22 protein-coding genes and 1 pseudogene are annotated in these 23,968 nt (G+C 71.0%); 11 read left to right on the top strand and 12 right to left on the bottom strand.

The annotated features are described in order from the left end of the window. From ACWC91_RS40280 to ACWC91_RS40290, 3 genes are all read left to right on the top strand, one after another. On the top strand, positions 1-1,402 hold a 1,402-nt coding region (locus tag ACWC91_RS40280; protein WP_450643493.1), incomplete at its 5' end, for an alpha/beta fold hydrolase. Positions 1,403-1,553: 151 nt separating this feature from the next. Further along, positions 1,554-2,825 carry a cytochrome P450 gene (locus tag ACWC91_RS40285; protein ID WP_225079821.1) on the top strand — a complete coding sequence of 424 codons (1,272 nt, stop codon included), beginning with the start codon at positions 1,554-1,556 and terminating at the stop codon, positions 2,823-2,825. Next, complete coding sequence (locus ACWC91_RS40290; protein ID WP_450643492.1) at positions 2,822-3,610, top strand: thioesterase II family protein; 789 nt, start codon at positions 2,822-2,824, stop codon at positions 3,608-3,610. Before ACWC91_RS40285 ends, ACWC91_RS40290 begins: the two co-directional genes overlap by 4 nt. 22 nt (positions 3,611-3,632) lie before the next feature. Here ACWC91_RS40290 and ACWC91_RS40295 read toward each other — a convergent pair whose 3' ends face one another. Continuing rightward, complete coding sequence (locus ACWC91_RS40295) at positions 3,633-4,166, bottom strand: DUF3995 domain-containing protein (protein ID WP_225079819.1); 534 nt, start codon at positions 4,164-4,166, stop codon at positions 3,633-3,635. A 310-nt stretch (positions 4,167-4,476) separates the two neighbouring features. Here ACWC91_RS40295 and ACWC91_RS40300 point away from each other — a divergent pair, with 310 nt between their 5' ends. The 6 genes from ACWC91_RS40300 to ACWC91_RS40325 all read left to right on the top strand — a co-directional run bounded on the left by ACWC91_RS40300 (position 4,477) and on the right by ACWC91_RS40325 (position 10,046). Beyond that, positions 4,477-5,451, top strand: coding sequence for an ATP-binding cassette domain-containing protein (locus ACWC91_RS40300; RefSeq protein ID WP_450643491.1), 975 nt, complete (start codon positions 4,477-4,479; stop codon positions 5,449-5,451). Then, positions 5,448-6,236, top strand: coding sequence for an ABC transporter permease (locus ACWC91_RS40305; protein WP_141356239.1), 789 nt, complete (start codon positions 5,448-5,450; stop codon positions 6,234-6,236). The genes ACWC91_RS40300 and ACWC91_RS40305 overlap by 4 nt, the downstream gene beginning before the upstream one ends. A gap of 46 nt (positions 6,237-6,282) precedes the next feature. Beyond that, positions 6,283-7,434 carry a class I SAM-dependent methyltransferase gene (locus ACWC91_RS40310; protein WP_225079817.1) on the top strand — a complete coding sequence of 384 codons (1,152 nt, stop codon included), beginning with the start codon at positions 6,283-6,285 and terminating at the stop codon, positions 7,432-7,434. Positions 7,435-7,449: 15 nt separating this feature from the next. After that, on the top strand, positions 7,450-8,244 hold the full coding sequence (locus tag ACWC91_RS40315; protein WP_225079816.1) for an ABC transporter permease: 795 nt from the start codon (positions 7,450-7,452) through the stop codon (positions 8,242-8,244). Positions 8,245-8,421: 177 nt separating this feature from the next. Further along, a complete protein-coding gene (locus ACWC91_RS40320) occupies positions 8,422-9,492 on the top strand; it encodes a MupA/Atu3671 family FMN-dependent luciferase-like monooxygenase (RefSeq protein WP_225079815.1) in 1,071 nt (356 codons plus the stop codon). An 86-nt stretch (positions 9,493-9,578) separates the two neighbouring features. Beyond that, positions 9,579-10,046: a flavin reductase family protein gene (locus ACWC91_RS40325; protein ID WP_225079814.1), complete on the top strand. Its 468-nt coding sequence runs from the start codon at positions 9,579-9,581 to the stop codon at positions 10,044-10,046. Between the two features lie 773 nt (positions 10,047-10,819). On the opposite strand, the gene ACWC91_RS40330 is transcribed toward ACWC91_RS40325, so the two are convergent. From ACWC91_RS40330 to ACWC91_RS40345, 4 genes are all read right to left on the bottom strand, one after another. Then, entirely contained in the window at positions 10,820-12,142 is a 1,323-nt protein-coding gene (locus tag ACWC91_RS40330; RefSeq protein ID WP_225079813.1) for a methylaspartate mutase, read from the bottom strand. Beyond that, a complete protein-coding gene (locus ACWC91_RS40335) occupies positions 12,139-12,609 on the bottom strand; it encodes a cobalamin B12-binding domain-containing protein (protein WP_450643490.1) in 471 nt (156 codons plus the stop codon). Before ACWC91_RS40335 ends, ACWC91_RS40330 begins: the two co-directional genes overlap by 4 nt. A gap of 146 nt (positions 12,610-12,755) precedes the next feature. Continuing rightward, positions 12,756-13,049 (bottom strand): LysR family transcriptional regulator, encoded by a 294-nt coding sequence (locus ACWC91_RS40340; RefSeq protein ID WP_225079811.1) that lies wholly within the window; start codon positions 13,047-13,049, stop codon positions 12,756-12,758. A 303-nt stretch (positions 13,050-13,352) separates the two neighbouring features. After that, entirely contained in the window at positions 13,353-14,561 is a 1,209-nt protein-coding gene (locus tag ACWC91_RS40345) for an MBL fold metallo-hydrolase (RefSeq protein WP_225079810.1), read from the bottom strand. 126 nt (positions 14,562-14,687) lie between these two features. Here ACWC91_RS40345 and ACWC91_RS40350 point away from each other — a divergent pair, with 126 nt between their 5' ends. Continuing rightward, positions 14,688-15,332, top strand: coding sequence for a carboxymuconolactone decarboxylase family protein (locus ACWC91_RS40350; RefSeq protein WP_308043198.1), 645 nt, complete (start codon positions 14,688-14,690; stop codon positions 15,330-15,332). 301 nt (positions 15,333-15,633) lie between these two features. Here the strand turns inward: ACWC91_RS40350 and ACWC91_RS40355 are convergent, their stop codons facing one another. Beyond that, entirely contained in the window at positions 15,634-16,419 is a 786-nt protein-coding gene (locus tag ACWC91_RS40355) for an SGNH/GDSL hydrolase family protein (RefSeq protein ID WP_450643494.1), read from the bottom strand. A 109-nt stretch (positions 16,420-16,528) separates the two neighbouring features. After that, on the bottom strand, positions 16,529-18,646 hold the full coding sequence (locus tag ACWC91_RS40360) for an alpha-galactosidase (RefSeq protein WP_450643489.1): 2,118 nt from the start codon (positions 18,644-18,646) through the stop codon (positions 16,529-16,531). Between the two features lie 174 nt (positions 18,647-18,820). Here ACWC91_RS40360 and ACWC91_RS40365 point away from each other — a divergent pair, with 174 nt between their 5' ends. Next, positions 18,821-19,618: a tyrosine-protein phosphatase gene (locus ACWC91_RS40365; protein ID WP_225079808.1), complete on the top strand. Its 798-nt coding sequence runs from the start codon at positions 18,821-18,823 to the stop codon at positions 19,616-19,618. A gap of 19 nt (positions 19,619-19,637) precedes the next feature. Here the strand turns inward: ACWC91_RS40365 and ACWC91_RS40370 are convergent, their stop codons facing one another. From ACWC91_RS40370 to ACWC91_RS40390, 5 genes and pseudogenes are all read right to left on the bottom strand, one after another. Next, positions 19,638-19,760 (bottom strand): DUF6126 family protein, encoded by a 123-nt coding sequence (locus ACWC91_RS40370; RefSeq protein ID WP_141356258.1) that lies wholly within the window; start codon positions 19,758-19,760, stop codon positions 19,638-19,640. Beyond that, positions 19,757-20,380 (bottom strand): helix-turn-helix domain-containing protein, encoded by a 624-nt coding sequence (locus tag ACWC91_RS40375; RefSeq protein ID WP_450643488.1) that lies wholly within the window; start codon positions 20,378-20,380, stop codon positions 19,757-19,759. The genes ACWC91_RS40370 and ACWC91_RS40375 overlap by 4 nt, the downstream gene beginning before the upstream one ends. A 74-nt stretch (positions 20,381-20,454) precedes the next feature. Next, entirely contained in the window at positions 20,455-21,837 is a 1,383-nt protein-coding gene (locus ACWC91_RS40380) for an aspartate aminotransferase family protein (RefSeq protein WP_450643487.1), read from the bottom strand. Further along, the gene (gene dxs / locus ACWC91_RS40385) at positions 21,834-23,771 is read right to left on the bottom strand and encodes a 1-deoxy-D-xylulose-5-phosphate synthase (protein ID WP_225079805.1); all 1,938 of its coding nucleotides are present in this window, start codon (positions 23,769-23,771) and stop codon (positions 21,834-21,836) included. The genes ACWC91_RS40380 and dxs overlap by 4 nt, the downstream gene beginning before the upstream one ends. 30 nt (positions 23,772-23,801) lie before the next feature. Next, a pseudogene (locus ACWC91_RS40390) lies at positions 23,802-23,968 on the bottom strand (flavodoxin-dependent (E)-4-hydroxy-3-methylbut-2-enyl-diphosphate synthase); the annotation flags it as partial.

Raw genomic sequence — 23,968 nt, forward strand, 5'->3', positions numbered from 1 at the left:
CCCCGACGGCACCCTGGAGTTCACCGGACGCGCCGACGAACAAGTCAAGATCCGCGGCTTCCGCATCGAACTCGGCGAGATCGAGACCGTACTCGGCCGGCACGAGACCGTGGGCCAGGCGGTCGTCGTCGTCCGGGAGAACGAGGAGGGCGCGAAGAGCCTGGTCGCCTACGTGGCACCGGCGGACGGTGCGACGGTCGAGGTGCCCCGGCTGCGTGACGCGCTTGCCACGCGGCTGCCCGACCACATGATGCCCGCCGCGTTCGTCGTGCTCGACAAGCTGCCGCTCACCCCACACGGCAAGCTCGACCGCAAGGCCCTGCCCGCCCCCGACTTCAGCCCCACGGACTGGACGGGGCCGCGCACGCCGCAGGAGGAGATCCTGTGCGGCCTGTTCGCCGAGGTGCTCGGGCTGGAGACGGTCGGCGTGCACGACAGCTTCTTCGAGGTCGGCGGCGACAGCATCATGTCGATGCGGCTGGTCACCAAGGTCCGCGCCACGTTCGGAGTACGGCTGAGCATCCGCACCATCTTCGAGGCGCCCACCGTCGCGGAGCTGGCCGGCCGGCTCGCGGGTGACACCGAAGGGGACACCCTCGACGTGCTGCTGCCGCTGCGGACCACGGGCGACAGGGCACCCCTGTTCTGCGTGCACCCGGCGGGTGGCCTGAGCTGGGTCTACTCGGGCCTGATGAAGCACATCGGTGCGGACCGCCCGCTCTACGGCATCCAGGCCCGGGGGCTCGCCGATCCGTCGGCGACCCTGCCGCGCAGCATCGAGGAGATGGCGGCGGACTATGTCGCCCAGGTGCGCGGCGTCCAGCCGAACGGCCCCTACCACCTGCTCGGCTGGTCGCTGGGCAGTCTGGTGGTCCACGCCATGGCCACCCAGCTGCGGGCCGCGGGCGAGGAGGTCGGGCTGCTCGCCAATCTCGACCAGTACCCCATCGACCGCGGTGACCCGGAGCCGGAGCGCCTGCCCGACCAGCAGGACGCACTGCGGATCATGCTGGACTTCGTCGGCCACGACATGGACAGCCTGGGCGACGAACCGCTCGAGTACGCGATGGTGGCCGAGGTGCTGAGGGAGCGTCAGAGCGTGTTCGCCAACCTCGACGAGTCCGCGATCGCCGCGCTGGCCAATGTCTTCGCGAACAGCCGCACCCTGATCGGCGGTTTCGAGCCGCAGCCGCTCGACAGCGACGTGCTGGTCCTCGTCGCCGAGCCGGACGAGACGGTGCCCGCCGCGGAACTCGCGGAACGGGCCGAACGCTGGCGGCCGTTCGTCACTGGAAAAATTGAATACAGGGTGGTGCGTTGTACCCACGCGCATATGATGCAGGCGGAACCGGCCGCTGAAATCGGCCGCGTACTCGCCGAAAAGCTCGGGGAAAGCAAGTAGTCGGAGCCCGTATCGACCGAACGGTTCAGGCCCGGGGAAAAGGGATTCCTTTTCCCCGGGCCTGAACCGGATGCCTCCTCGGTCGAACATCCCGCTGCAATCCCCCACACCGCCGCAATCCCCTTTCGCAGCCACGACGAATGGTGGAAACATGACTGCGCAGACGATGTCGACACCGGACGATGTCTCCACGGTCGATCTGACCGATCCCAGAACGTTCGAGGAGAACGACCTCCGCGAATACTGGCGCCGATTGCGCACCACGCGACCGCTCCACTGGCACCCGCCCACCGGCGACGCACCGGGTTTCTGGGTGCTCAGCCGGTACGCGGACGTCATGGCGCTGTACAAGGACAACAAGCGACTCACCTCCGAACGGGGCAACGTGCTGGTCACGCTGCTCGCCGGGGGCGACTCCGCCGCGGGCAGGATGCTCGCCGTCACCGACGGCGCACGGCACCGGAATCTGCGCAACGTGCTGCTCAAGGCCTTCTCCCCGCAGGCCCTCAAGCCCATCACCGACCGGGTCCACGCCAACACGACCCGCCTGGTGGTGGAGGCCGTCCGGCGTGGCGAGTGCGACTTCGCCACCGACGTCGCCGAGCACATCCCGATGAACACCATCTCCGACCTGCTCGGAGTGCCCACCGCGGACCGTGAGTTCCTGCTGAACCTCAACAAGTCAGCGCTCAGTTCGAACGAGGAGGGCCAGTCGGCGACCGACGCCTGGCTCGCCCGCAACGAGATCCTTCTGTACTTCAACGAGCTGGTCGCCGAACGCCGGGCGAAGCCGACCGAGGACGTGATCAGCGTTCTCGCCAACAGCACCGTGAACGGCGAGCCGTTGAGCGAGGAGGTCATCGTCCTCAACTGCTACAGCCTGATCCTCGGCGGCGACGAGACCAGCCGGCTGTCCATGATCGACGCGGTGCGGACCTTCACCCGGCACCCGGACCAGTGGCAGTTGCTCCGCGACCAAGAGGTGACACTGGAGTCGGCCACCGAGGAGGTGCTGCGCTGGGCGACCCCGGCGATGCACTTCGGCCGGCGCGCGGTCACCGACATGGAGCTGCACGGCCAGGTGATCGCCGGCGGCGACATCGTCACGCTGTGGAACAGCTCGGCCAACCGGGACGAGGAGGTCTTCGCCGACCCGTACGTCTTCGATCTGAACCGGTCGCCCAACAAGCACATCACCTTCGGCTACGGCCCGCACTTCTGCCTCGGCGCGTACCTGGGCCGAGTGGAGGTGAACGCGATGCTGGACGCCCTGCGCACCTACAGCACCGGCTTCGAGGTCACCGGTGAGCCGCAGCGGATCCACTCCAACTTCCTGACCGGGCTGAGCAGCCTGCCGGTGCGTTTCGAGCCGGACGAGACGGCGCTGGCCGCCTACGACAGCGGGAACGGAGCGCGTCGGTGAGCGCGTCCGCCGGGGTGAGCCCGTCGAAGTGGCTGCGCTGCTACCGCAAGGTGGCCCGCCCCCGTCTGCGGCTGGTGTGCTTTCCCCATGCGGGCGGCGCGGCCAGCATGTTCCGTGACTGGCCGCAGTGGCTGCCCGACGGCATCGAGGTGACCGGGGTGTGCTACCCGGGCCGTCAGGACCGGGTCCTGGAGCCGTGCATCGACGAGATGGGCGCGCTGACCACGCCGATCGCCGACGTGCTCCAGTGTTACGCGGGAGAGAGGCTCGTGCTGTTCGGGCACAGCATGGGTGCCTCCGTCGCCTACGAGGTGGCCCTGCGCCTCAAGCAGCGCACCGGCTCGGCGCCGGGCCGGCTGTTCGTCTCCGGCCAGTTGCCGCCGCACCGCGTGGTGCCCAAGAGCGTGCACCTGGGCGGCGACGACGCGATCGTGGCGGAGGTACGCCGGCTCGGCGACCCCGACGCCGACACGGTGCTGGACGATCCGGACCTGCGGGAGCTGGTACTGCCCGCGATCCGGGCGGACTTCCGGTTGATCGGCACCTACTTCCCGCGCCCGGTCACCCCGCTGGCCACCCCGGTGACCGCGTACGTGGGGAGCGAGGACGAGCAGGTGCCGGTCGAGGGCCTGCGGGAGTGGGCGGCGGTGAGCGCCACCGGCCGCTTCGACCACCGGGTCTACCCCGGCGGCCACTTCTACCTGATGGACGACCCCGAAGCCCTCGTCCGCGACCTGGCCGGCCGTCTGACCGGCCACCTGGCCGCCGCCCGCGTCGCCGGCTGAACCGGCGACGCGGGGGAGGAAGTCAGGAGAGCGCGAAGCGCGCGCCGGCGAGCGAGAGCAGGGCGCCGAACACGTCGATCACCACGATGCCCACGGCCAACGACGTCCACCACTTGCGGCGGCCGCTCCGGGTGCCGATGAACTGCCAGGCGGCCAGGGCCAGCACCACGCCCTGGACCATGAAGCACGGCTCGAACACCAGGAGGTCCTGCACGGCCGAGAGATGGTTCGCCTCGGCCGCCTCCGCCGTGCCGACACCGGGCACGACCGGGAAGTCGACCGCGCCGTGGCGTCCGCTCAGGTACAGGGCCTTGGTGGCGAATCCGTAAAGGGCGTGGGAGACGCACACCACCGCCGCGATCCACATGGGCACCAGCAGCACCCAGGCGCGAACTCGGCTCCCCGTCCGGCGATTCAGCGCGAGGACGAAGAGCGCGCCGAACAGCATGAGGGCGCTCACCACCCAGTTGACCGCCTGCACCGCGGACTTGTTGTGGCGCGCCAGGAGCGGAAGTCCCCAGGTGCCGCCCACCGCCCAGTACACGTGGAGAAGCATGAAGAGCAGCGTGAAAACGAAAGCCAGGTGAACCCAGACCGGCCGGGGCGGCAGCTCGGTGCCCCGATCCCGGCCAGGTGAATTCTCGTCATTTTCGCCTGGAATTAATGTTTCGTGCACCATCCAAATCCTCACCTCGAAGCCGCGAGCACACCGCGGGCACGCTATCACCGGGCGCGAAGGCGCGAACCCCGTGCATATCGGAGTTTTCAATGAGGGGGCCGGTTCCGGCCACGCCGCTGCTAGCGTCGGCGGCGCCGATGCGGCAGCCGTCGCGGTCGGTGAACCCGTAGCGTATGGGGGTGAATGCGTGGACATTGCAATTCGGGCCGAGGGGCTGAGCAAACGTTACGGTGGAAAGCAGGTCAAGGACGCGCTGAACGGTGTCGACCTGTCGGTCCCCGCCGGCACGGTGTTCGGGCTGCTCGGCCCCAACGGCGCCGGGAAGACCACGACCGTGCGCATCCTGGCCACCCTGCTCTCCGCGGACGGCGGCGAGGCGACCGTGGCCGGTTTCGACGTGCGCCGCCAGGCGAAGGAGGTCCGCCGGCGCATCGGGCTGACCGGGCAGTACGCGGCGGTCGACGAGCGGTTGACCGGCCGGGAGAACATCCGGCTCATCGGCACCCTCTACCACCTCGGCCGGAGCGCCACCCGGGCCAGGGCGGACGAGCTGCTCGAACGGCTCGACCTGACCGACGCGGCCGACCGGCCGGTGAAGACCTACTCCGGCGGCATGCGGCGCAGGCTCGACCTCGCCGCCAGCCTGATCGCCGAGCCGCCGGTGCTGTTCCTGGACGAGCCGACCACCGGACTCGACCTGTCCAGCCGGCTGACCCTGTGGGAGGTCATCCGCACCCAGGTGAGCCGCGGTGTCACCGTCCTGCTCACCACCCAGTACCTCGAAGAGGCCGACCAACTCGCGGACCGCATCGCGGTGTTGAAGGACGGCGGTGTCGTCGCCGAAGGCACCCCGGACGAGTTGAAGGACCGGGTGGGCGACGACCGGCTGCGGGTCACCGCCGCCTCCTCGGACGACGTCGTCGCTCTCACCAAGGTGCTGAGCCGGTTCGGCGTCGAGGAACCGCTCGTGGACGAGGAGAAGAGGACGGTCTCCGTGCCGATGACCGAAGGGGTCGGCGGCATCGCGACGGTGGCCACCGAACTGGTCCGGGCCGGTATCCCGGTGGCCGACTTCCGGCTCAGCCGTCCCTCGATGGACGAGGTCTTCCTGTCCCTGACCGGCCCCGCGACGCGGCCGGTGACCGAAGGAGCGGCGACGTGAGCGAGTTCCTGAGCGACTGCCTCGCCCTGACGGGCCGCCACCTCAGGCATCTGTCCCGGGTGCCGGAGCGGCTGTTGAGCGTGACGCTGATGCCGGTGATGTACGTGATCGTCTTCGGGTTCCTCTTCGGCAGCGCCATGCGGGTCGAGGGCGGCAACTACCGCGAGTACATCATGGCCGGCATCTTCGCGCAGGTCATGCTGGCCAACCTGCAGACCACCGCGGTCGGCGTGGTCGACGACCTGCGCAACGGCCTGGTCGACCGGTTCCGCTCGCTTCCCATGTCCCGCTACGCCGTACTGATCGGGCGTACCGTCTCCGACCTGCTGCTGTCGACGATCGCCATCGTCGTGATGGCCGCGGTCGGCTCCCTGATCGGCTGGCGGGTGCACACCGGCGCCCCGCGCATCCTGGCCGCCTTCGGCATCCTGCTGCTGCTCGGCCTGGGCGCCGCCTGGCTCGGGGCGCTGCTCGGGCTGTCCCTGCGCAACGTCGAGGCGGTCAGCGCGGTGATGTCCATGGTCATGATGCCGCTCACGTTCCTGTCCAGCGCGTTCATCCCGCTCAGCGGACTGCCCGAGTGGCTGCGCGCCATCGCGGTGTGGAACCCGCTGTCGGCGGTGGTCGGGGCACTGCGCCAGCTGTTCGGCAACCCCACCTCCGTCGGGGACACCTCCTTCCCCTCGGTTCACCCGGTCCCCGTCGCCGTGGTCCTCATCGCGGTGATGATCGCGCTGGCCATGCCGCTCGCCGCCCGCAGGTACCAGACCGCGGCGGCCCGGTGAACCGCTCGCCCGACAGGGCGCCGCCTACCCCCAAAGGAGCACTGCGATGACGCCTGGTGTCACCACGCCCGCTGACTTCGAGGCGGGCGACACACCCGCGCCGGAACTCAACGTCCGTCCGCTCGTGGACACCACACTGCTTCCCGACTGGCGGGGTGCCGGCAAGGTCGTGCACTCCGCCCACCGGGTGTACGAGCATCTGATCTCGCTGTGGGCTCCCGGCGTCATCGAGGCCGCGCACGACCTCGGCGTGTTCGCCGAGTTGAGCACCGGGCCGAAGACCGGCGACCAGCTCGCGCGGGCCTGCGCCGCCAACCCGCGGGCGATGCGGGTGCTGATGGACGGCCTGTACGCCTACGACGTCGTCGACCGCGTCCCGGCCGAGGACGGCCCCGCGGTCTACCGGATGCCGGAGGAGATGCGCGAATGCCTGCTGCCGGACGGGCTGTTCAGCCTGGTCGGCAAGATCGAGTACGACCGCCAGCTGGCCTGGCACTCCTGGCGCAACCTGGCGGACTCGGTGCGCGGCGACAACCGCGACGAGGCCGGCCGGCTCCAGCTCAACCAGATCACCGAGCACAACTACGAATCCCTGGTGCGCGGCATCAACTTCTGGGCGCCGCCGATCGTCGAGGCGCTGCGCGGCGGGTTCGAGACGCTGGAGTGGCCCACCGACCGGCCGGCCTCCGTGCTGGACATCGGCTGCGGGACCGGCCTGTACAGCCAGTTGCTGCTGCGGGCGTTCCAGCAGTGGCGGGCCACCGGCCTGGAGGCTCCGAGCATCGCCCCGATCGCCATGGCGCAGGCCGAACGGCTCGGCGTCGCCGACCGGTTCGACGTCCAGGTGCGCGACTTCTGGACCGAGAGCTGGGGCTCCGACCACGACCTGCTGGTCTTCGTCAACATCTTCCATCTCCAGACCCCCGAGTCGGCGCAGGAGCTGCTGCGCAAGTCCAAGGAGGCCCTGTCGCGGGACGGCCTGGTCTGCATCGCCGACCACCTGGTCACCGACGAGAAGGACGCCAAGTCGGTCCAGGACCGGTTCGCGATGCTGTTCGCCGCGTCCATGCTGGCCACCGGAGGCGGTGACGCCTTCCTGCTGAACGACTACGACCAGTGGCTGGCCTCGGCCGGACTGCGGCGGGTCGCGGTGCTGGACACCCCGATGCACCGGATCCTGCTCGCCGGGCACGCCTGACCGGCCCGCGGCGACATGGCGGAGTTCCTCGGCGACTTGCGGGCGATCGCCGGCCGGCACCTGCGGCATCTGCTGCGCCTGCCGGAGAAGCTGATCGGGTTCACCGTGATGCCGGTCGCGATGGTGGTGGGCCTCGGGGTCCTGTTCGGCGGCAGCATGCGGGTTCCCGGCGGCGGGCAGTACGGCGCGTACGTGTCGGCGGGCGTGGTCACCTCGCTCGCCGTCTCGACGGTCGCGCTGTCCGCGCTGGGCGTCGTCGACGACCTCCAGAACGGCATGTTCGACCGGCTCCGCTCCCTTCCGGTCGACCGCGCGGCCATCCTCTCCGGACGGATCCTGGTGGACTCGCTGCCCGTCGCGGTGGCGATGGTCAGTGTGGTGCCCGCCGCGTGGATCGCCGGCTGGGCCGTCGGTGTCCGGCCGACGGCGGCGCTGGCCGCGGTGAGCCTGGAACTGCTGCTGGGCCTGGGGTGTTCATGCCTGGGGATCTGTCTGGGGCTCACCTTCCGCAACGCGGAGGCGGTCACCTCGGTCGTACCGGTGTGCCTCCTTCCGGCGACGTTCCTGTCCAACGCGTTCGTGCCCCCGGACGGCCTGCCCCGCTGGCTGCGTCGGGTGGTCGGCTGGAACCCGGTGACCGCGGTGAACAGCACCGTGCGCGACCTGCTCGGCACGGAGGGGACTGCCACCGGCGCCGGTTTCCCGGACCGCCACGCGGCGCCGCTCGCCGTCGTCTTCTGTCTGCTGGTGATCGCCGTGGCCGCTCCGGCGGCGGCGCGTGCCTATGGCCGCGCCGGACCCATGCGGTGAGACCCGAGGGCGACCGTCCTCGACGGCGCCTCTCAAACTCGGCCACAGAGTTTTCGAACTGACCCGGAGCGGGTGTTTTCCCCCTGACTAGGCTGCGCGTGTCAGGCGGACGGAATCGGGCTCCACTTCCGTTTTCCGCTCGGCCACCCACCGCACGCGCTGATGGCTGGAGGCGCCATGGATTTCGGCCTTTTCTACTTCGCGAACGACAAGGAGGACGCCGGCGACAGATACCGGCTGCTGATCGAGGGAGCCAAGTTCGCCGATACCCACGATTTCGCGTCGGTGTGGACCCCGGAACGTCACTTCCACGCGTTCGGCGGCCTCTATCCGAATCCGGCGGTGACGGGCGCCGCGGTGGCCGCGGTCACGGAAAGGGTCGCGGTGCGGGCCGGCAGTGTGGTGGCCCCGCTGCACCATCCGGTGCGCATCGCCGAGGAATGGTCCGTCGTCGACAACCTGTCCAAGGGAAGGGTCGGCATCGCATTCGCCTCCGGCTGGCACGCCGCCGACTTCGTACTCCGCCCGGAGGGATATCCGACCCGCAGGTCCGGTCTGATCGACTCGGTGCGGGCGATCCGGAGCCTCTGGCGGCAGGAGCCCGCGACGCTCGTCGACGGCGCGGGCGAGAGCGTCGAGGTGACGGTCTTCCCGCCCCCGGTCCAGCGGGAGTTGCCGGTCTGGCTGACCAGCGCCGGCAACCCGCAGACGTTCCGCGAGGCGGGCGAGATGGGCGCCGGGGTGCTGACCCACCTGCTGGGCCAGGGCGTCGACGTGCTGGAGAAGCGGATCGGCGAGTACCGGCAGTCCTTCCGCGACCACCACGACGAGACCGAGGGCGACGGACATGTCGCGCTGATGCTGCACACCTTCGTCGGCACGGACCGGGAGAAGGTCAGGCAGACGGTCCGCGAGCCGTTCAGCAAGTACCTGGCCAGCTCCTTCGACCTGGTCATCCACGCCGCCAAGGCGGCGGGCGCGAACGCGGTCGCGCTGGATCTGAACAAGATGAGCCCCTCGGACATCGACTTCCTGGTCGGCCAGGCGTTCGACCGCTACTTCGAGACCAGCGGCCTGTTCGGCACGGTCGAGGACGGCCTGCGGATGTGCGAGCGGCTGTACGAGATCGGCGTGGACGAGATCGCCTGCCTGATCGACTTCGGTGTGGAGACGGACGAGGTGCTGGCCGGACTGGCCCATCTCGACCGGGTCCGGCAGGCGTGGCGGGAACGCGAGCAGGCGCGGTGACCGCGCGCGCCGGGGCGCCGGGCGGAACGGCGAAGGGGACGGACGTGGAGCCGGGTCCGGTCGGCGCCGGGGCGTATCGCGCGTTCATGAGTTCCTTCCCGACCGGTGTGTCCGTGGTGACCACGGTCGACGCGGACGGCCGGCCGCGCGGAATGACCTGCTCCTCCCTCTCGAGCGTCAGCCTGGATCCGCCGGTCCTGTCCGTCTGTCTGTCGGTCACCAGCCGAACGCTCGGCGCGCTGCGCGCCCACGGCTTCTTCGGGGTGAATCTGCTCGGGGGCCACGCCGGCGGCGTCGCCCGCCTGTTCGCCGACTCCTCGCTCAGCCACTTCGAGCACGTGCCGTGGCAACCGGTGGGCAGCGCCGGACTCCCCCGGCTCGGCGGTGACACCGTCGCGTTCGCCGCCTGCCGGGTCGCCGATGCCAAGGCCGTCGGCGACCATGTCGTCGTATTCGGCGAGGTGTTCGGCACCGACTGCGCCGGCGGCACACCACTGCTCTACGGCCGCCGGCGGTTCGCCGCCTGGCCCCAAACAACTCCGGACCCCACCTGACACGGCACAACCCGACACGCCACACCGGGCACGAGCACACCCAACGGGTCACGCCCGGCACGGGTACACGGTGGAGGTCACGCCCGACACGGGTACTCCCGGCACGGTCACACCCTGGGCGTCACGTCAGGCACGGGCACTCCCGGCACGGTCACACCCTGGGCGTCACGTCAGGCACGGGCACTCCGGGTAGAGGTAGGCACACCCTGCGCGGATGCGCCCTGCGGGGTCACACCCAGCACCGGCACACCCTGCGGGATACGCCCGGCACGGAAACGCCCTGCCGGTCACACCCCGCACGGAAACGCCCAGCGGGATGCGCCCGGCCCGGGCACACCATGGGGGTCACGCCGGGCACGGAAACTCCCGGCGGGGGTAGGCACACCCTGCACGGACGCGCCCTGCGGGGTCACACCCAGCACCGGCACACCCTGCGGGATACGCCCGGCACGGAAACGCCCTGCCGGTCACACCCCGCACGGAAACGCCCAGCGGGATACGCCCGGCCAGACCGGGACGCCGGGCAGGGATGCGCCCGGCGCGGATACGCCGTGCGGGTCACGCCCGGCGCGGGCACACCCTGGGGGTCACGCCCGGCACGGGCACTCCCGGCAGAGGTAGGCACACCCTGCGCGGACGCGCCCCCGGGCGGACGGCGCCGCGTCGCGGACGGGGCGGCATGGACGGCGTTCCCACCGGGCGCCGCGGACGGCCGACAGGGCCGGGTTCCCGCCTGCCGCCACGGCCGGCCGACGCCGCCGGCCCCGTCCCCGTCACCTCGGATCGGAGGCCGTCACCGCGGCGGCGGCGCGGTCGTGAACCGCCGCCTCCCGGTCCAACTTGCGCCGCAGATAGGAGAGGTCCCCCAGCAGACCCGCCGCGGTCACCTCACGGCCCTGCCCGGTCCGCACCAGACGCGTCAGCGGCAGCGCTCCGATCTCGGCCCAGCACAGCCTGCCCTCCTCGTCCAGTCGGCTGCGCGTACGGCCCCGGTTGTCCGGATGCACGCAGTACGGAATGTCGAGACAGCCGCGTTCGAAGGCCAGCAGCAGCGCGCGAGCGGGATCCGCGTGCAGGTTCAGCACCGCCTCGACCAGCGCCAGCGCTTCCGCGTACGTCTGCGTGTCCGTGTCGGGGGCGGGCACCGGCCGAACCGCGTCGGCCGCCCGCGCCGCGTACTCCAGGGCGGCCACGTTCTCCGCGATGGTGGGGATCCGCCGCGACTCGGCGACGGTCTTGACGATGAGCCGCTCGGAGCCGGTCCGCACCGCCAGTTCGGCGGCCTGGCCGAGCAGCCGGTACGCGCCGGACCCGGTGACCGGGTACGCCCCCATGTAGGCGTAGACGACCACGTGCCAGTCCACGTCGGGCAGCAGCTCGGCGCACAGCCGGCGCAGCGCGAACACGGCCTCGGCGTCCTGGCCGGCGTGGGTCTGCTGGGCATAGCTCACCGAGACGCTGCGGCAGCCGTAGGCGCGGAAGAACAGCGCCTCCAGCACGCTGAGCGCCACCAGCTGGCTGGGCGGGCACAGTTGGCCCATCATGCAGCCGCCGAAGGTCTCCAGGTGCGGTTCGGCGCCCTGGTCGCGCAGCCCGGAGAACAGTTCCGTGCACTGCCGCCAGGCCGCGATCGACTCGGCCAGCGGGGTACGCCCGTAGGGCAGGCAGTAGGACACGGGCCCGCCCTCGGTCGCGTCCAGGCCCAGCGCGATCAGCTTGCGGAAGATGTGCTGGGGCAGGGCGGATCCGTGCCGCACCTGTACGGGGAAGCCGGCGTCCCGGACACCGGCCAGCATCGCCCGGGTCGTGGCGTCGCTGTGGCTGACGATCGGGTAGCCGTTGAGCGGCAGGCCCTCGCGCCGGGCGTGGCGGATCGCGGCCAGATCACCGACCCTGGTGTAACTGTCCAGGGTCAGTGTGCCGACGGTGTGCCCTCTGGCCGCCTTGGTGGCGGCCAGCCCCGCCCGCATCCGCTCCGGATCACCGAAACCCATCCGCGGCTGCACGACGAGAGCGCCGGCCTGCGCCCGCGCGCGGACGAAGGCGCCGAATCCCGGCTGCGTGCGGGCGGGCCGTCTCGGTACCAGGGCCGTCACCGGGGTCTCCCCGCGCTCAGCGCCGGCTGCGGGGCGGGCGGGAGCGAGGCGACGAACGCCGTGAAGTCGTCCGCGTCCGAGGCCTGGTCGGGGAAGACCGCGTCGAAGCCCGCGGCCACCAGGGCCCGCGCGTGGCGGTCCACGTTCTCGTCGGACACCGTGAGCTTGCCGCCGATCACCATGGGCGTGGCGGCCAGTTCCGGGCAGGCGCGCAGCCGGGCGACCGCGCGCAGGCCGTCGGTGCGGCCGTGCCCGTTGACACTGCCGATGACGACCAGCGCCGGATCGATCCGGCGGCATTCGGCGACCAGTACGTCGTCCGGCACGCAGGGCCCGAGGTTGACCACGTGGTAGCCGAGTTCCTCGATGACCAGCTGGAGATAGACCAGGTTCCACGTGTGCGCGTCGCTCGCCAGGCCCGACACCACCACGGTGCCCCGGTCGCCGGGGACCGGGAACGTGCCCACGCCAACGATTTCCTTTTCCCGCTGTGCCACGGTTCTCCCTTGTGCATACGTGGGCGGCCTCGCCTGGTGCTCGATCCGGGCGGCCGGTTGCGGCGGCCGGGTCGGCACTCCGGGATCGAGGTGGTCGTGGGGAGCCGGGTCGGGGGTCAGGGCACCAAGCTCGTGACGGGCACGGGCGCTCTGCTGAATTCCACGCATTCTCTCTTGATGTTCTCGATCAGCATCAGAGTCGCGCGTGCCGAGGACAGAATCATCTGTCCTTCTCGGGTCAGAGTGGTGCCACCTGAATTCCGGGTGAACAGCTTGATACCCAAAGATCGCTCAAGGCATATGATCTGGTAACTTATTGCCGGTTGCGAGTATCCGAGCTTCTTGGCTGCGAGATCCATTCGACCTATTTCGGCAATCGCGACAAAAGCGCGCAACTCGCGTTCGTGCATAATCGCCTCACAGTTAACAGATTATCAAGTGCCGAAACTTTAACATGCGATTCCTTCGCACGGTACGGCGCTTGCAGGAAGCTGCCACGGCAGGTGTAAAACTGGATCTGTGGAGCTTTGCCTGGTCAGTGAGGTTTAGGTATTTCAGCCGACTGCGTGGCCCGCGACATGCGCTTCCCACGCAAAGTCGGCATTGCCACGCAGCCGAAGTCGCCGAATTTCTGCATCGAGGTGGAGGAAGGGGACGAACTCGGTCCGGGATTTCTCAGAGATTTCCGGCGAAGAGGTCAGACGGACCCGGCGTCACCGCTCGCCGGCGAGGTCGAGATCGCCCGGGGCGGTCGGCGCGGCCGGGACGGTCGGCGCGACCTCCGGCCCCTTGGCGGTGCGCCACGAGTGGGAGAGGGGCGCGGACACCGGTCGCCACCACGGCTCCGCGGGCACCTTGCCCGCGGGCTCGAAAGGCTCCCCCGGCCGCGGGAGCGCCACTGCCTGTCCCGCCTCCTCGGCGGCGTCCTTCGTCCACTCGCCGGGCTCGGCCCAGGCGTGCGGGGCGAGGGTGAAGGTGCCCCAGTGGATCGGCAGCAGTACGCCGCACGGCGTGTTCCCCTGCAGGTCGAGGTGGGCTCGGACCCCCTCCTCGGGCGTCATGTGGATGTCCGGCCAGAACTCGGAGTACGCGCCGATCTGGATCATCGTCGCGTCGAACGGGCCGTGGTCGGCGCCGATCTGCCGGAAGCCGTCGAAGTAGCCGGTGTCACCGCTGTGGTAGATCCGGTGTTCCTCGCCCGCGACGGCCCAGGAGGCCCACAGGGTGTGCTGGGTGTTGCGCAGGGCCCGGCCGCAGAAGTGGCGGGCTGGGGTCGCGGTCAGGGTGAGCCCGCCGATTTTGGTGGCCTCGTGCCAGTCCAGTTCGCGCAGGCGGTCGGCGGACACGCCCCAGTGCTCCAGGTGGGCGCCGACGCCGAGCGGCACGGCGAACACGGTGTCCGTGCCGGCCAGCGCCTTGATGGTGGGCAGGTCCAGGTGGTCGTAGTGGTCGTGGGAGATGACGACGACGTCGACCGGGCCGAGCGCGGCCAGCGGCAGCGGCACCGGGTGCAGCCGGCGGGGCCCGACGAAGGGGAACGGCGAGCAGCGCTCCCCCCACACGGGGTCGAACAGCACCCGCTGCCCGTCGATCTCCGCGAGGACGCTGGAGTGTCCCATCCAGGTCAGCCGCAGACCGGTGGCCGCGGGCTTCGCCAGGTCGGCGAGCGTGGTGGCGTGCATGGGTACGGTGCCGCGCGGGGCGCGGCGCCGGCGCTCGTCCTTGTCGAGGTAGCGCCTGGCGAAGGCCGGCGTCGAGCCGGAGGGACGGGTCCGGGCGGGACCCCCTGGGTTCTGGAAGACGCCGTCCTTGAAGTGGGGTGATCTGCGGATACGCGCCATGCGCTCTCCGCTGGGGTCGGCGCCGAAGGCCTCGGGCCGCAGTGCACGGAGCCCCGGGTTCGAAGGACGGAATCCTGCCACGCTACCTCCAGGTGGAGTCGGTCAGGCTTTCCATTATGTCGGGCCCCTCCGACGGCCCGGATGTCACACCGGCGCGCTCCCGTCCGTCGTACCGGTGCAGGCACCCGCGAGGTGCTCTCGGAACCGATGCAACTGGAGGTGGCCGCCATGGCCCGCGTCTCGCTCACCCCGCCCCGCACCCGCTTGTTCCGCCTCGTCGAGTGGTACAGCAGGCGCGTCTACGGCAAGGTGCTGGACCCCGCCCGGGCGCTCGCGCACAATCCGCGGGTCCTGTGGAGCGATCTGCGGTTCGAGCAGTCGCTGGCCAAGTGGAACAGGCTCGACCCCGACCTGAAGGCGCTCGCCGAGATGGCGTCGGCCGCCGCGATCGGCTGCTCGTGGTGCATGGACTTCGGCTACTGGGTCGCCCGCGAGCACGGCATGGCACCCGAGAAGCTGCACGACGTCCCCTTGTGGCGGGACAGCGACGCCTACACGCCGCTGGAGCGCGACGTCCTCGCGTACGCCGAGGCCATGACGGCCACGCCTCCCACGGTCGACGACGACCTGGCCGCCCGCCTGCGCGACCGGCTGGGCGAGCCGGCCCTGGTCGAACTGACGGCGGTGGTCGCGGTCGAGAACCTGCGCTCACGCATGAACTCCGCGCTGGGTCTGACGAGTCAGGGCTTCAAGGACTCCTGCGAGGTCCCGGAATCCGCACGGGCCACGGACAACGCGCCGACAAGGCGCCCCGGCCCCGCCAAGGACGCCGAGGGCAGGGTCTCGCCCTGACCACTCGTGCGGCCCCGACGAGAGCGCCCCGCACTGCTGGGGCCGAGATCTGAGGGGCGGATCGAGCCTGGCCGCCCAGCCCCTCCCGCAGCGACCGGAAGGCAGCCGTCACCGGCCCGGCGCGAAGGGTGGGCGGCAGGCGGGTCCGCCGCCCGAATCCCGGAAATGGCCACCAAGCCGACGAACGGCGAGGCGGACACCCGCTCCGGAGCCGGATGCGGTCCAGGCTCCCGTGAGCGGGGGATGCGGGTACGTTCAGGCCCATGCCTCCGGGTGCCGGAGGCATGGGGCCTCCGACCGTTCAGGCCACCGACGCGATTCGGGTCCTGATGGCGTCGGGGGACAGGGCGCCCTTGGCTGTCACGTGGTCGCCGGAGGACTCGCCGCGCAGTCGGCGGCCGATCCACGGCACCAGGTACTCGCGCGCCCAGTGCACGTCGTCGCGGCGGACCTCCAGCGTGCCGCGGGGCGGCAGCGGCGGCCAGGGCTGCTCCGGGTCGGCCGGGACGTCGAGTCCGAGGACCTGGCCGGCGCGCAGCGCGACGCGCGTGTGCCCGTCGGGCGAGAGGTGCAGGCGGTCGCCGTCCCAGGCGCGGCGGTCCTGGACGGCCTTCAGCGACCACAGGTCGAGCACCGGGCAGCCGTAGCGGTCGGCGATGGCCCGCACATGCCCGTTGTACGTGGCGATCTTGCCGCGCAGATGCTTGAGCAGGGGCACGCCCCGCGTGTCGAAGCCGGTGGTCACCATGACCGTGCCCGAGACGGCGGCGAGTTGGGAGACCGCGTTCTCGAAGCGCTCGGCCACGTCGTCCGGGTCGGTGCCGGGGCGGATGATGTCGTTGCCGCCGGCGCAGAACGAGACCAGGTCGGGGGCGAGTTCGACGGCCCGGGAGACCTGGTCCGCCACGATCTGGTCGAGCAGTTTCCCGCGCACGGCGAGGTTGGTGTACTGGAAGCCGCCCTCGGGCCGCCGGTCGGCGAGCAGGACGGCGAAGCGGTCGGCCCAGCCGACGAACGCCCCGTCGGGGCCGGGGTCGCCGACGCCCTCGGTGAAGCTGTCCCCCACCGCCACGTACGACCCGATCACTGATCTGCTGTCACTCTTCGAATCGTCTGCCACGTCGGCCCATGATTCACCTTCGAATGTGACCTACGCGACCGTAGGAAGGGGTTGACGGCCGGTGAGAAAAGCCACTTCAGCCGATCGCCCCCGGCGGGAATAACGGGAGTGCGCGGGCCCCTCGGACCCGCCGCAGCCGGACGACCGTCGCGTCGAAGTCGCCCCGCAGCCCGGTGCGCAGCCCGTGGTGCAGCAGCACGGCACCCCGGTGCACTTCCCCGGTGTCCCGACACTCGTACGACGCCGCCGGGTCCAGTCCGCGCAGCCGCAGCGCGGGCACGGGCTCGCCGTGGTGCTGCGCCTGGAGCAGGGCGAGGACGACGGTGTCGTCGCCGAGGACGTACTGCACCGCGCTCAGCCCGCCCCGCGGGGCCCGCAGCCGGTACAGGTCGCCGCGCTGGACCACCGGCCGGATCTCCTTGTAGAGGGCGATCCACTCGCGGGCCTCGGCCAGTTCCTCCTCCGTCCACCGGGTGAGGTCGCCGCCCACCCCGAGCACCCCCGCCATGGCGCTCACGAAGCGGAAGCGCAGCGTGCTGGACCGCCCGTTGAGCATGGTGTTCGGGCTGTCGGTGACCCAGGCGGCCATGACTCGCGCGGGATGGATCTGGCTGAAGCCGTGCTGGATGGCGAGCCGGTCCAGCGGATCGGTGTTGTCGGAGGTCCACACCTGGTCCGTGCGGGACAGGACGCCGAGGTCGATCCGGCCGCCGCCGCCCGAGCAGGACTCGAAGGCGACGCCGGGGTGCGCGGCCCGCAGCCGGTCCAGCAGGGCGTACAGCGCGCGCACATGGTCGGTCCACAGCCGCTGCGGGTACGGCTCACCGGGCCAGCCCGCGTCGGTGAAGCAGCGGTTGAAGTCCCACTTCACATAGTCGATCGGGGCGCTGGAGAGCAGACCGTCCAGCCGCCCCCACAGATGCTCGCGCACGTCCTCGCGCGCGAGGTTGAGGACGAGCTGATTGCGGAACTCCGCCCGTGTGCGCCCCGGTTGGTGCTGCACCCAGTCGGGGTGCGCGCGGTACAGGTCGCTGTCGGGGTTGACCATCTCCGGCTCGACCCAGATGCCGAACCGCATGCCGAGGCCGTGCACCCGGTCGGCGAGCGGCTTCAGGCCGCCGGGGAAACGGTCGGGGTTGGGCCACCAGTCGCCGAGCCCGGCGCGGTCACTGGTGCGGGCGCCGAACCAGCCGTCGTCCACGACGAACAGTTCCACGCCGATCGCCGCCGCCCGCCGCGCGAGAGCCCCCTGCTGCTCCTCGGTGATGTCGAACCCGGTGGCCTCCCAGGAGTTGTAGAGCACGGGCCGGTCCCGGTCCGCGTCGGGGACGACGTACCGCCGCTGGTAGGCGTGCCAGGCACGGCTCGCGCCGCCGTGTCCGCCGTCGCTCCACAGCCCGGCGAAGACGGGGCTGGTGTACGTCTCTCCGGCCGGGAGCATCAGCAGCCCCGAGTCGTCGTGCCCGGCGCCCCCGGTGATCTGCACGCGCGCGTCCGGGAGCTGGGCGACCGCGATCCGCCAGGAGCCGGACCAGCCCAGGGCGCAGCCGTAGACCTCGCCGTGCTCCTCGCCGGCGCCGGTGTCCAGGGCGACCCACGGCAGGTGCTGGTGGCCGGTGTGGCCGCGGCGGCTGCCGATGACCTTCTCGCCGTAGGTGAGGTCGCTGCGCGTCAGGCGGGACTCGGCGGCCCAGCGGCCGTGCAGCTGGCACAGCCGCCAGCCCTCGCGGTCGGGCAGGGTCCAGGTGGCGGAGTCGGCGCGCAGCACCTCCACGGCTTCGGGCCCCCGGTTGGCGAGGGTGACCCGGCGCTCGACGACATCCTCGCGCATCCGGTAGTGGAGTGTGACGTCCAGCCCCGAGTCGTGAAAGAGCAGCCGCAGTTCGTCGCCCTCGGTCCGGTCCGCCACGAAGGTCCACTCGGTGCCGCGCCGTTCGGCGGTGCGCACGGACAGCGCGGGCCGTACGAAGCGGGGGCCGCCCTCGACCGGGTACTCCTCGTGTCCGTCGAGCGGGGACTCGAAGGGCCGGGCGTCCGGCAGCGGACGGGCGGCCAGGGCCTCGGCGTCGGCGAGGGTGATCCTCGGGCCCCAGTGCAGGTGGAGCAGTTCACCGCGCCCGGTGAGATGGACGGCGTAGCCGCTCGTGGGCCCGGTCAGCAGCCATGTACGGCCGTCGTCGGCGGTCTCCAGCATGTTCCGTCCCCCACAGGTCCGAACAGGTCCGCGCACGCACCGACATCATCGAGGCGCCCGGGCGCGCGGGCAACGCCCGTGGACAACCCCCGTTGCCCCGTGAAGCCATGTCGTATGGTCGAAGCCGTGCCCGCCGACGCGCCGTGACGGCGGGACCGAAAGGGAGGAGTCCCCGTGACGCAGCAGGTCCCCTCGACCGAACCCGAGCTGGCCGCAGTGCGCAACTTCCGTGACGTGGGCGGGCTGCCGACCGCGGACGGCCGGCGGGTGCGGCACGGGATGCTGTTCCGCAGCGGCCACCTCGCGCACGCGACCGACGAGGACGCGTCCTTCCTCGGCTCCCTGGGCCTGCACACGATCTTCGACTTCCGCAACGCGGCCGACGTCAAGTTGGAGGGTCCGGACGTCGAACTGCCGGGCGTGCGCCATGTGAACCTACCGCTGAGCGACCCGGCGGACGGCGCCGAGTTCTGGAAGATGGTCCGCGACGGAGATCTCGACGAGCTGCGCTCCGTCCTGGACGACGGCAAGGGCGCGCACCGGATGATCGCGTCCTACCGCATGATGATCAAGGAGCGCACAGGCGAGCACTCCCGGGTGCTGCACGCGCTCGCCGAGGACTGTGTCCCGGTCCTGATGCACTGTGCGGCGGGCAAGGACCGCGCGGGCCTGTCGGTCGCCGTGACCCTTCTCGCCCTGGGCGTGGAGCGGGACGCGATCGTCGCCGACTACCTGGAGTCGAACGCCAAGCACCGCCGCTACAAGGTGCACCGCAGCGGCACCTCGGCCGCGGCCTACTCCCCCGAGGTCATGGAACTGCTCAGTCCCCTGTTCGAGGCGCGCGCCGAGTACCTGGCGGCGGCCCTGGAGACCATCGAGGAGACCTGGGGCGGCGTCGACTCCTATCTGGAGCGGGGGCTGCGGCTGGCTCCCGAAACCCGGGAGCGGCTGCGCGAGCGGCTGCTGGACTGACGGGCCGTCACGTGGGCCGTCACTTGGAGCCGCCGACCGAGAACAGGAACCAGACGAACCCGGCGAAGAAGTGCCCGACGACGGTGTAGATGACGAGCCGGACCCACAGGGCGCGCGGGAACTTCTCTTCCAGGTTGCTCATGGCATGTCTCCGATGTGGGGGCCCAGGCACAGCGCGGCCGTGGGACTCTGCAACAGGGTGTGGACGAAGAGGAGCTCGACCCCGTCCGGGCTCTCGGCCGCGATGCGGTGCGGGGTCAGCGAGTCGAAGTGCGCGCTGGTGCCCGGCACGAGCAGGTGCGTGGCGTCCCCGAGGCGGAGCCTGAGGTGCCCCTTGAGGACGTACAGCCACTCCTCGCCGGGGTGCACGCGCACGATGTCGCCCTGGGAGCCGTGCGGGACGCGGACCCGCAGGGCCTGCATCCCTCGGCCGGACGCGCCGGCCTGCCAGTACGTCCAGCCGCCGGCCCGCGTCGGCTCCATGTCCTCGGCGCGCACGACCGCGTCCCGGTCGGCGGCGTTCTCGCCGAGCAGTTCGGAGACGGTCGTACCGTAGACACGGGCGAGCGCGAGCAGCGTCGGCAGCGAGGGCTGGCGCTGCCCGGTCTCCAGGCGGGAGAGGTGGGCGGGCGACAGTCCGGCGGCGCGGGCCGCGGCCTCCAGGGTCAGTGCGGCACGGCGGCGCAGCGCACGCAGCTGCGGAGCGACGGCGGGCAGGTCCTCGGCCGGCCCCGCCGAGGGCTGGGACTCTGGAGAGTTCATGCCTCCATTCCAGCGCCACTTTGCCCCTAAGGCAAATTCCTTGCCTCAGAGGCAAAATCTGGGTGTGACTCCGCTCACCGGTTGGCGACGGCCTGCTTGACCAGCGTCTTTCCGAAGTCCCACATCAGCCCGCCGCCGTGCGCGTCGTCCATCACGGCGGTGAAGGCGTCCACGAACCGGTCGACCTCCGCCTCCCCGATGACCAGCGGCGGGATCAGCTTGATCACTTCCAGGTGGTCGCCGGAGACCTGGGTCAGGATACGGTGCCGTTGCAGCAGCGGGACGACCACCATCTGCGCGAACAGTCCCTTGCGGGCCGCCTGGAGCATGGTCCAGCGCCCGCGCAGTTTCAGCGACCTCGGCCGGCCGAACTCGATGCCGATCATCAGGCCCCGGCCGCGCACGTCGGCGAGCAGCTCGTACCGGTCGGTGAGCGCCGCCAGCCGGGACTTCAGCAGCTCGCCCGTGGCCCGCGCGTTGGCCACGATCTGCTCGTTCTCCATCACGGACAGCACGGCCAGCCCCGCCGCCATGGCCTGGGCGTTGGACCCGAAGCTCGCCGAGTGGACCAGCACCCGGTCGATCGAGGAGTAGACCTTCTTGAAGATCCAGTCCCTGCCGAGGGTCGCGCTCACCGGCACATAACCGCCGGACAGGGCCTTGGCCACGCAGACCAGGTCCGGCTCGACTCCGTCCTCGTGCTGGTAGGCGTAGAAGTCGCCGGTGCGGCCCAGGCCCGTCTGCACCTCGTCGGCGATGAGCAGCGCCTTGTGCCGGTGCAGCAGCTGCTGCGCGGCGCGCAGCCAGCCGGGCGGGGCCTCGTGCACGCCCTTGCCCTGGATCGGCTCGACGATCAGGGCGGCCACGTCGCCCTTCTTCAGCTCCCGCTCGAGCGCGTCGAGGTCGCCGAGCGGGACGGCGGTGTCGGGCAGCAGCGGGGCGAACCCGTCCCGGAAGCCCTCCTCGCCGTTGACGGACAGCGCGCCGGCGGTCAGGCCGTGGAAGGAGTGCTCGCAGTACAGGATCCGCGGCCTGCCGGTGGCGCGGCGGGCGAACTTCAGCGCGGTCTCCACCGCCTCCGTGCCGCTGTTGCCGAAGAACACCCGGTCCAGGTGCGGGCTGTGCGCGAGCAGCCGCTCGGCCAGCAGCCCGGGCAGCGGCTGGCAGTCGAAGCGGGTGAGGTCGGCGAGCTGGGCGTCCAGCACGTCGCGCAGCGCCTTGCGGACGACGGGGTGATGGCGGCCCAGGCCCATCACCCCGAATCCGGAGAGCATGTCCAGGTAGTCGTCGCCCTCCGCGTCCCAGAAGTACGCGCCCTCGGCCCGCTCGTAGACCTTGTCGAAGCCGATGGTGTGCAGCATGCGCGGCAGTTGGTGGTTGAGGTGCCTGGCGTGCAGCTCGTAGCGCTCGGCGCCGCGCTCGGACAGCAGGGCGCCGAGGTCGAACTCCGTGGTCATTCGGTTGTCTCCTTGACTGCCATGACGGCCCCGGCGCCCTCCTGCGCCGGGATCGTCCCGGCCCGCTCCCGCACGGCCAGGCTCGCGCCGATCCGTCCGGCGACCTCGACCGGGGTGAGCCCGATGTCGGCCAGTACCTCCCCGCGCTTGGCGTGCGCGAGGAACTGCTCCGGGATGCCGAACCTCCGTACCGGTACGTCGACTTCGGCGTCACCGAGGGCCAGGGCGACCGCGGCGCCGACACCGGACGCACGGCTGTTGTCCTCGACCACGGCCACCAGCCGGTGCCCGGCGGCCAGGCCCGGCAGCGCCGGATCGACGGGCTTGACCCAGCGCGGGTCGACGACGGTGCAGCCGATGCCCCGCGCCTGGAGCAGTTCGGCGGCCTGGAGGCACACCGGCGCCATCACGCCGACGGCGACCAGCAGCACGTCGGACCGCTCCGCCCGGTGCAGCACGTCCATGCCGCCGACGCGGCCCGTGGCCTCGATCCGCGGGCCGGCCGACTCCTTGGGGAAACGGACCAGGGTCGGCGCGTCGTCGACGGCGACCGCCTCGCGCAGCTGGGCCCGCAGCTGGTCGGCGTCGCGCGGCGCGGCGATCCTGAGGCCGGGTACGACCTGGAGGACGGACATGTCCCACATGCCGTTGTGGGAGGGCCCGTCGACTCCGGTCACTCCGGCCCGGTCCAGGACGAAGGTGACCCCGCAGCGGTGCAGGGCCACGTCCATCAGGAGCTGGTCGAAGGCGCGGTTGAGGAAGGTGGCGTAGACGGCGACGACCGGGTGCAGACCGCCGGTGGCGAGCCCCGCGGCCGAGACGACCGCGTGCTGCTCGGCGATGCCCACGTCCCACACCCGGTCCGGGAAGCGCTCCGCGAACTTGCCGAGGCCCACCGGGTGCAGCATGGCGGCGGTGATCGCCACGACGTCTTCCCGCTCCTCGCCGATCCTCACGATCTCGTCGCCGAAGACGGAGGTCCAGGACGGCCCGCCGGCGGGGGTGAGGGGCTCACAGGTGAGCGGGTCCATCACGCCCACGGTGTGGAAGTGGTCCTCCTCGTGGGCGAGGGCGGGTTCGTAGCCGCGGCCCTTCTCGGTGAGGCAGTGGACCAGGACGGGGCCGTGGAAGCGTTTGGCCCGGCGCAGCGCCGACTCGACGGCCTTGATGTCGTGTCCGTCGATCGGGCCGAGGTACTTCAGCCCCAGGTCCTCGAACATGCCCTGCGGTGCGAACGCGTCCTTGAAGCCCTTCTTCGCGCCGTGCAGCGACTCGTAGAGGGTGTTGCCGACGACCGGGGTGCGCTGGAGTACGTCCTTGCCCCAGGCCAGGACCTTCTCGTATCCGTCGGTGGTGCGCAGGGTGGCCAGGTGGTTGGCGAGTCCGCCGATGGTCGGCGCGTAGGACCGCTCGTTGTCGTTGACGACGATGATCAGCGGCCGGTCCCTGGCGGCCGCGATGTTGTTCAGCGCCTCCCAGGCCATGCCGCCGGTCAGCGCGCCGTCCCCGATGACGGCGACGACGTGTCCCTTCTCGCCCTGCACCTGGTGGGCCTTGGCGAGTCCGTCGGCCCAGCCGAGCGCGGTGGAGGCGTGGCTGTTCTCGATGACGTCGTGCTCGGACTCCTCCCGTGCCGGGTAGCCGGACAGCCCTCCTTTGCCGCGCAGCTTGGAGAAGTCCTGACGTCCTGTCAGAAGTTTGTGCACATAACTCTGGTGACCGGTGTCCCACAGGATCCGGTCGACCGGCGACTCGAAGACCCGGTGCAGTGCGACGGTGAGTTCCACCACGCCCAGGTTGGGCCCGAGGTGGCCGCCGGTCCTGGCGACCGCTTGCACCAGGAACTCGCGTATCTCGTGGGACAGTTCACCCAGTTCCGCCTCGGACAGCGCCTTCAGGTCGCGTGGTCCCCGGATGCTCTCCAGAATGGTCACGCTGGGCCCCCTCTCGGTCCGTGCCGTACTTCAACTCACTGTGACTGTCGGTGTCCCCGTGCCGGTGCGGCCGCCGGACGCGGCGTCGTCGTGCCCCATCCCCTCGGCGATCTTCATGGCCTCCTCGATCAGGGTCTCCACGATCTTCGACTCCGGAACGGTCTTGATGACCTGCCCCTTGACGAAGATCTGCCCCT

This window comes from Streptomyces sp. NPDC001204, from assembly GCF_053598035.1.

Bases quoted from the DNA above. Each gene is read 5' to 3' on its own strand.
- ACWC91_RS40285 (WP_225079821.1), top strand. From the start codon at position 1,554: ATGACTGCGCAGACGATGTCGACACCGGACGATGTCTCCACGGTCGAT.
- ACWC91_RS40295 (WP_225079819.1), bottom strand. From the start codon at position 4,166: ATGCTTCTCCACGTGTACTGGGCGGTGGGCGGCACCTGGGGACTTCCG.
- ACWC91_RS40310 (WP_225079817.1), top strand. From the start codon at position 6,283: ATGACGCCTGGTGTCACCACGCCCGCTGACTTCGAGGCGGGCGACACA.
- ACWC91_RS40315 (WP_225079816.1), top strand. From the start codon at position 7,450: ATGGCGGAGTTCCTCGGCGACTTGCGGGCGATCGCCGGCCGGCACCTG.
- ACWC91_RS40320 (WP_225079815.1), top strand. From the start codon at position 8,422: ATGGATTTCGGCCTTTTCTACTTCGCGAACGACAAGGAGGACGCCGGC.
- ACWC91_RS40325 (WP_225079814.1), top strand. From the start codon at position 9,579: ATGAGTTCCTTCCCGACCGGTGTGTCCGTGGTGACCACGGTCGACGCG.
- ACWC91_RS40340 (WP_225079811.1), bottom strand. From the start codon at position 13,049: ATGCACGAACGCGAGTTGCGCGCTTTTGTCGCGATTGCCGAAATAGGT.
- ACWC91_RS40350 (WP_308043198.1), top strand. From the start codon at position 14,688: ATGCAACTGGAGGTGGCCGCCATGGCCCGCGTCTCGCTCACCCCGCCC.
- ACWC91_RS40360 (WP_450643489.1), bottom strand. From the start codon at position 18,646: ATGCTGGAGACCGCCGACGACGGCCGTACATGGCTGCTGACCGGGCCC.
- ACWC91_RS40370 (WP_141356258.1), bottom strand. From the start codon at position 19,760: ATGAGCAACCTGGAAGAGAAGTTCCCGCGCGCCCTGTGGGTCCGGCTC.
- ACWC91_RS40375 (WP_450643488.1), bottom strand. From the start codon at position 20,380: ATGAACTCTCCAGAGTCCCAGCCCTCGGCGGGGCCGGCCGAGGACCTG.
- ACWC91_RS40380 (WP_450643487.1), bottom strand. From the start codon at position 21,837: ATGACCACGGAGTTCGACCTCGGCGCCCTGCTGTCCGAGCGCGGCGCC.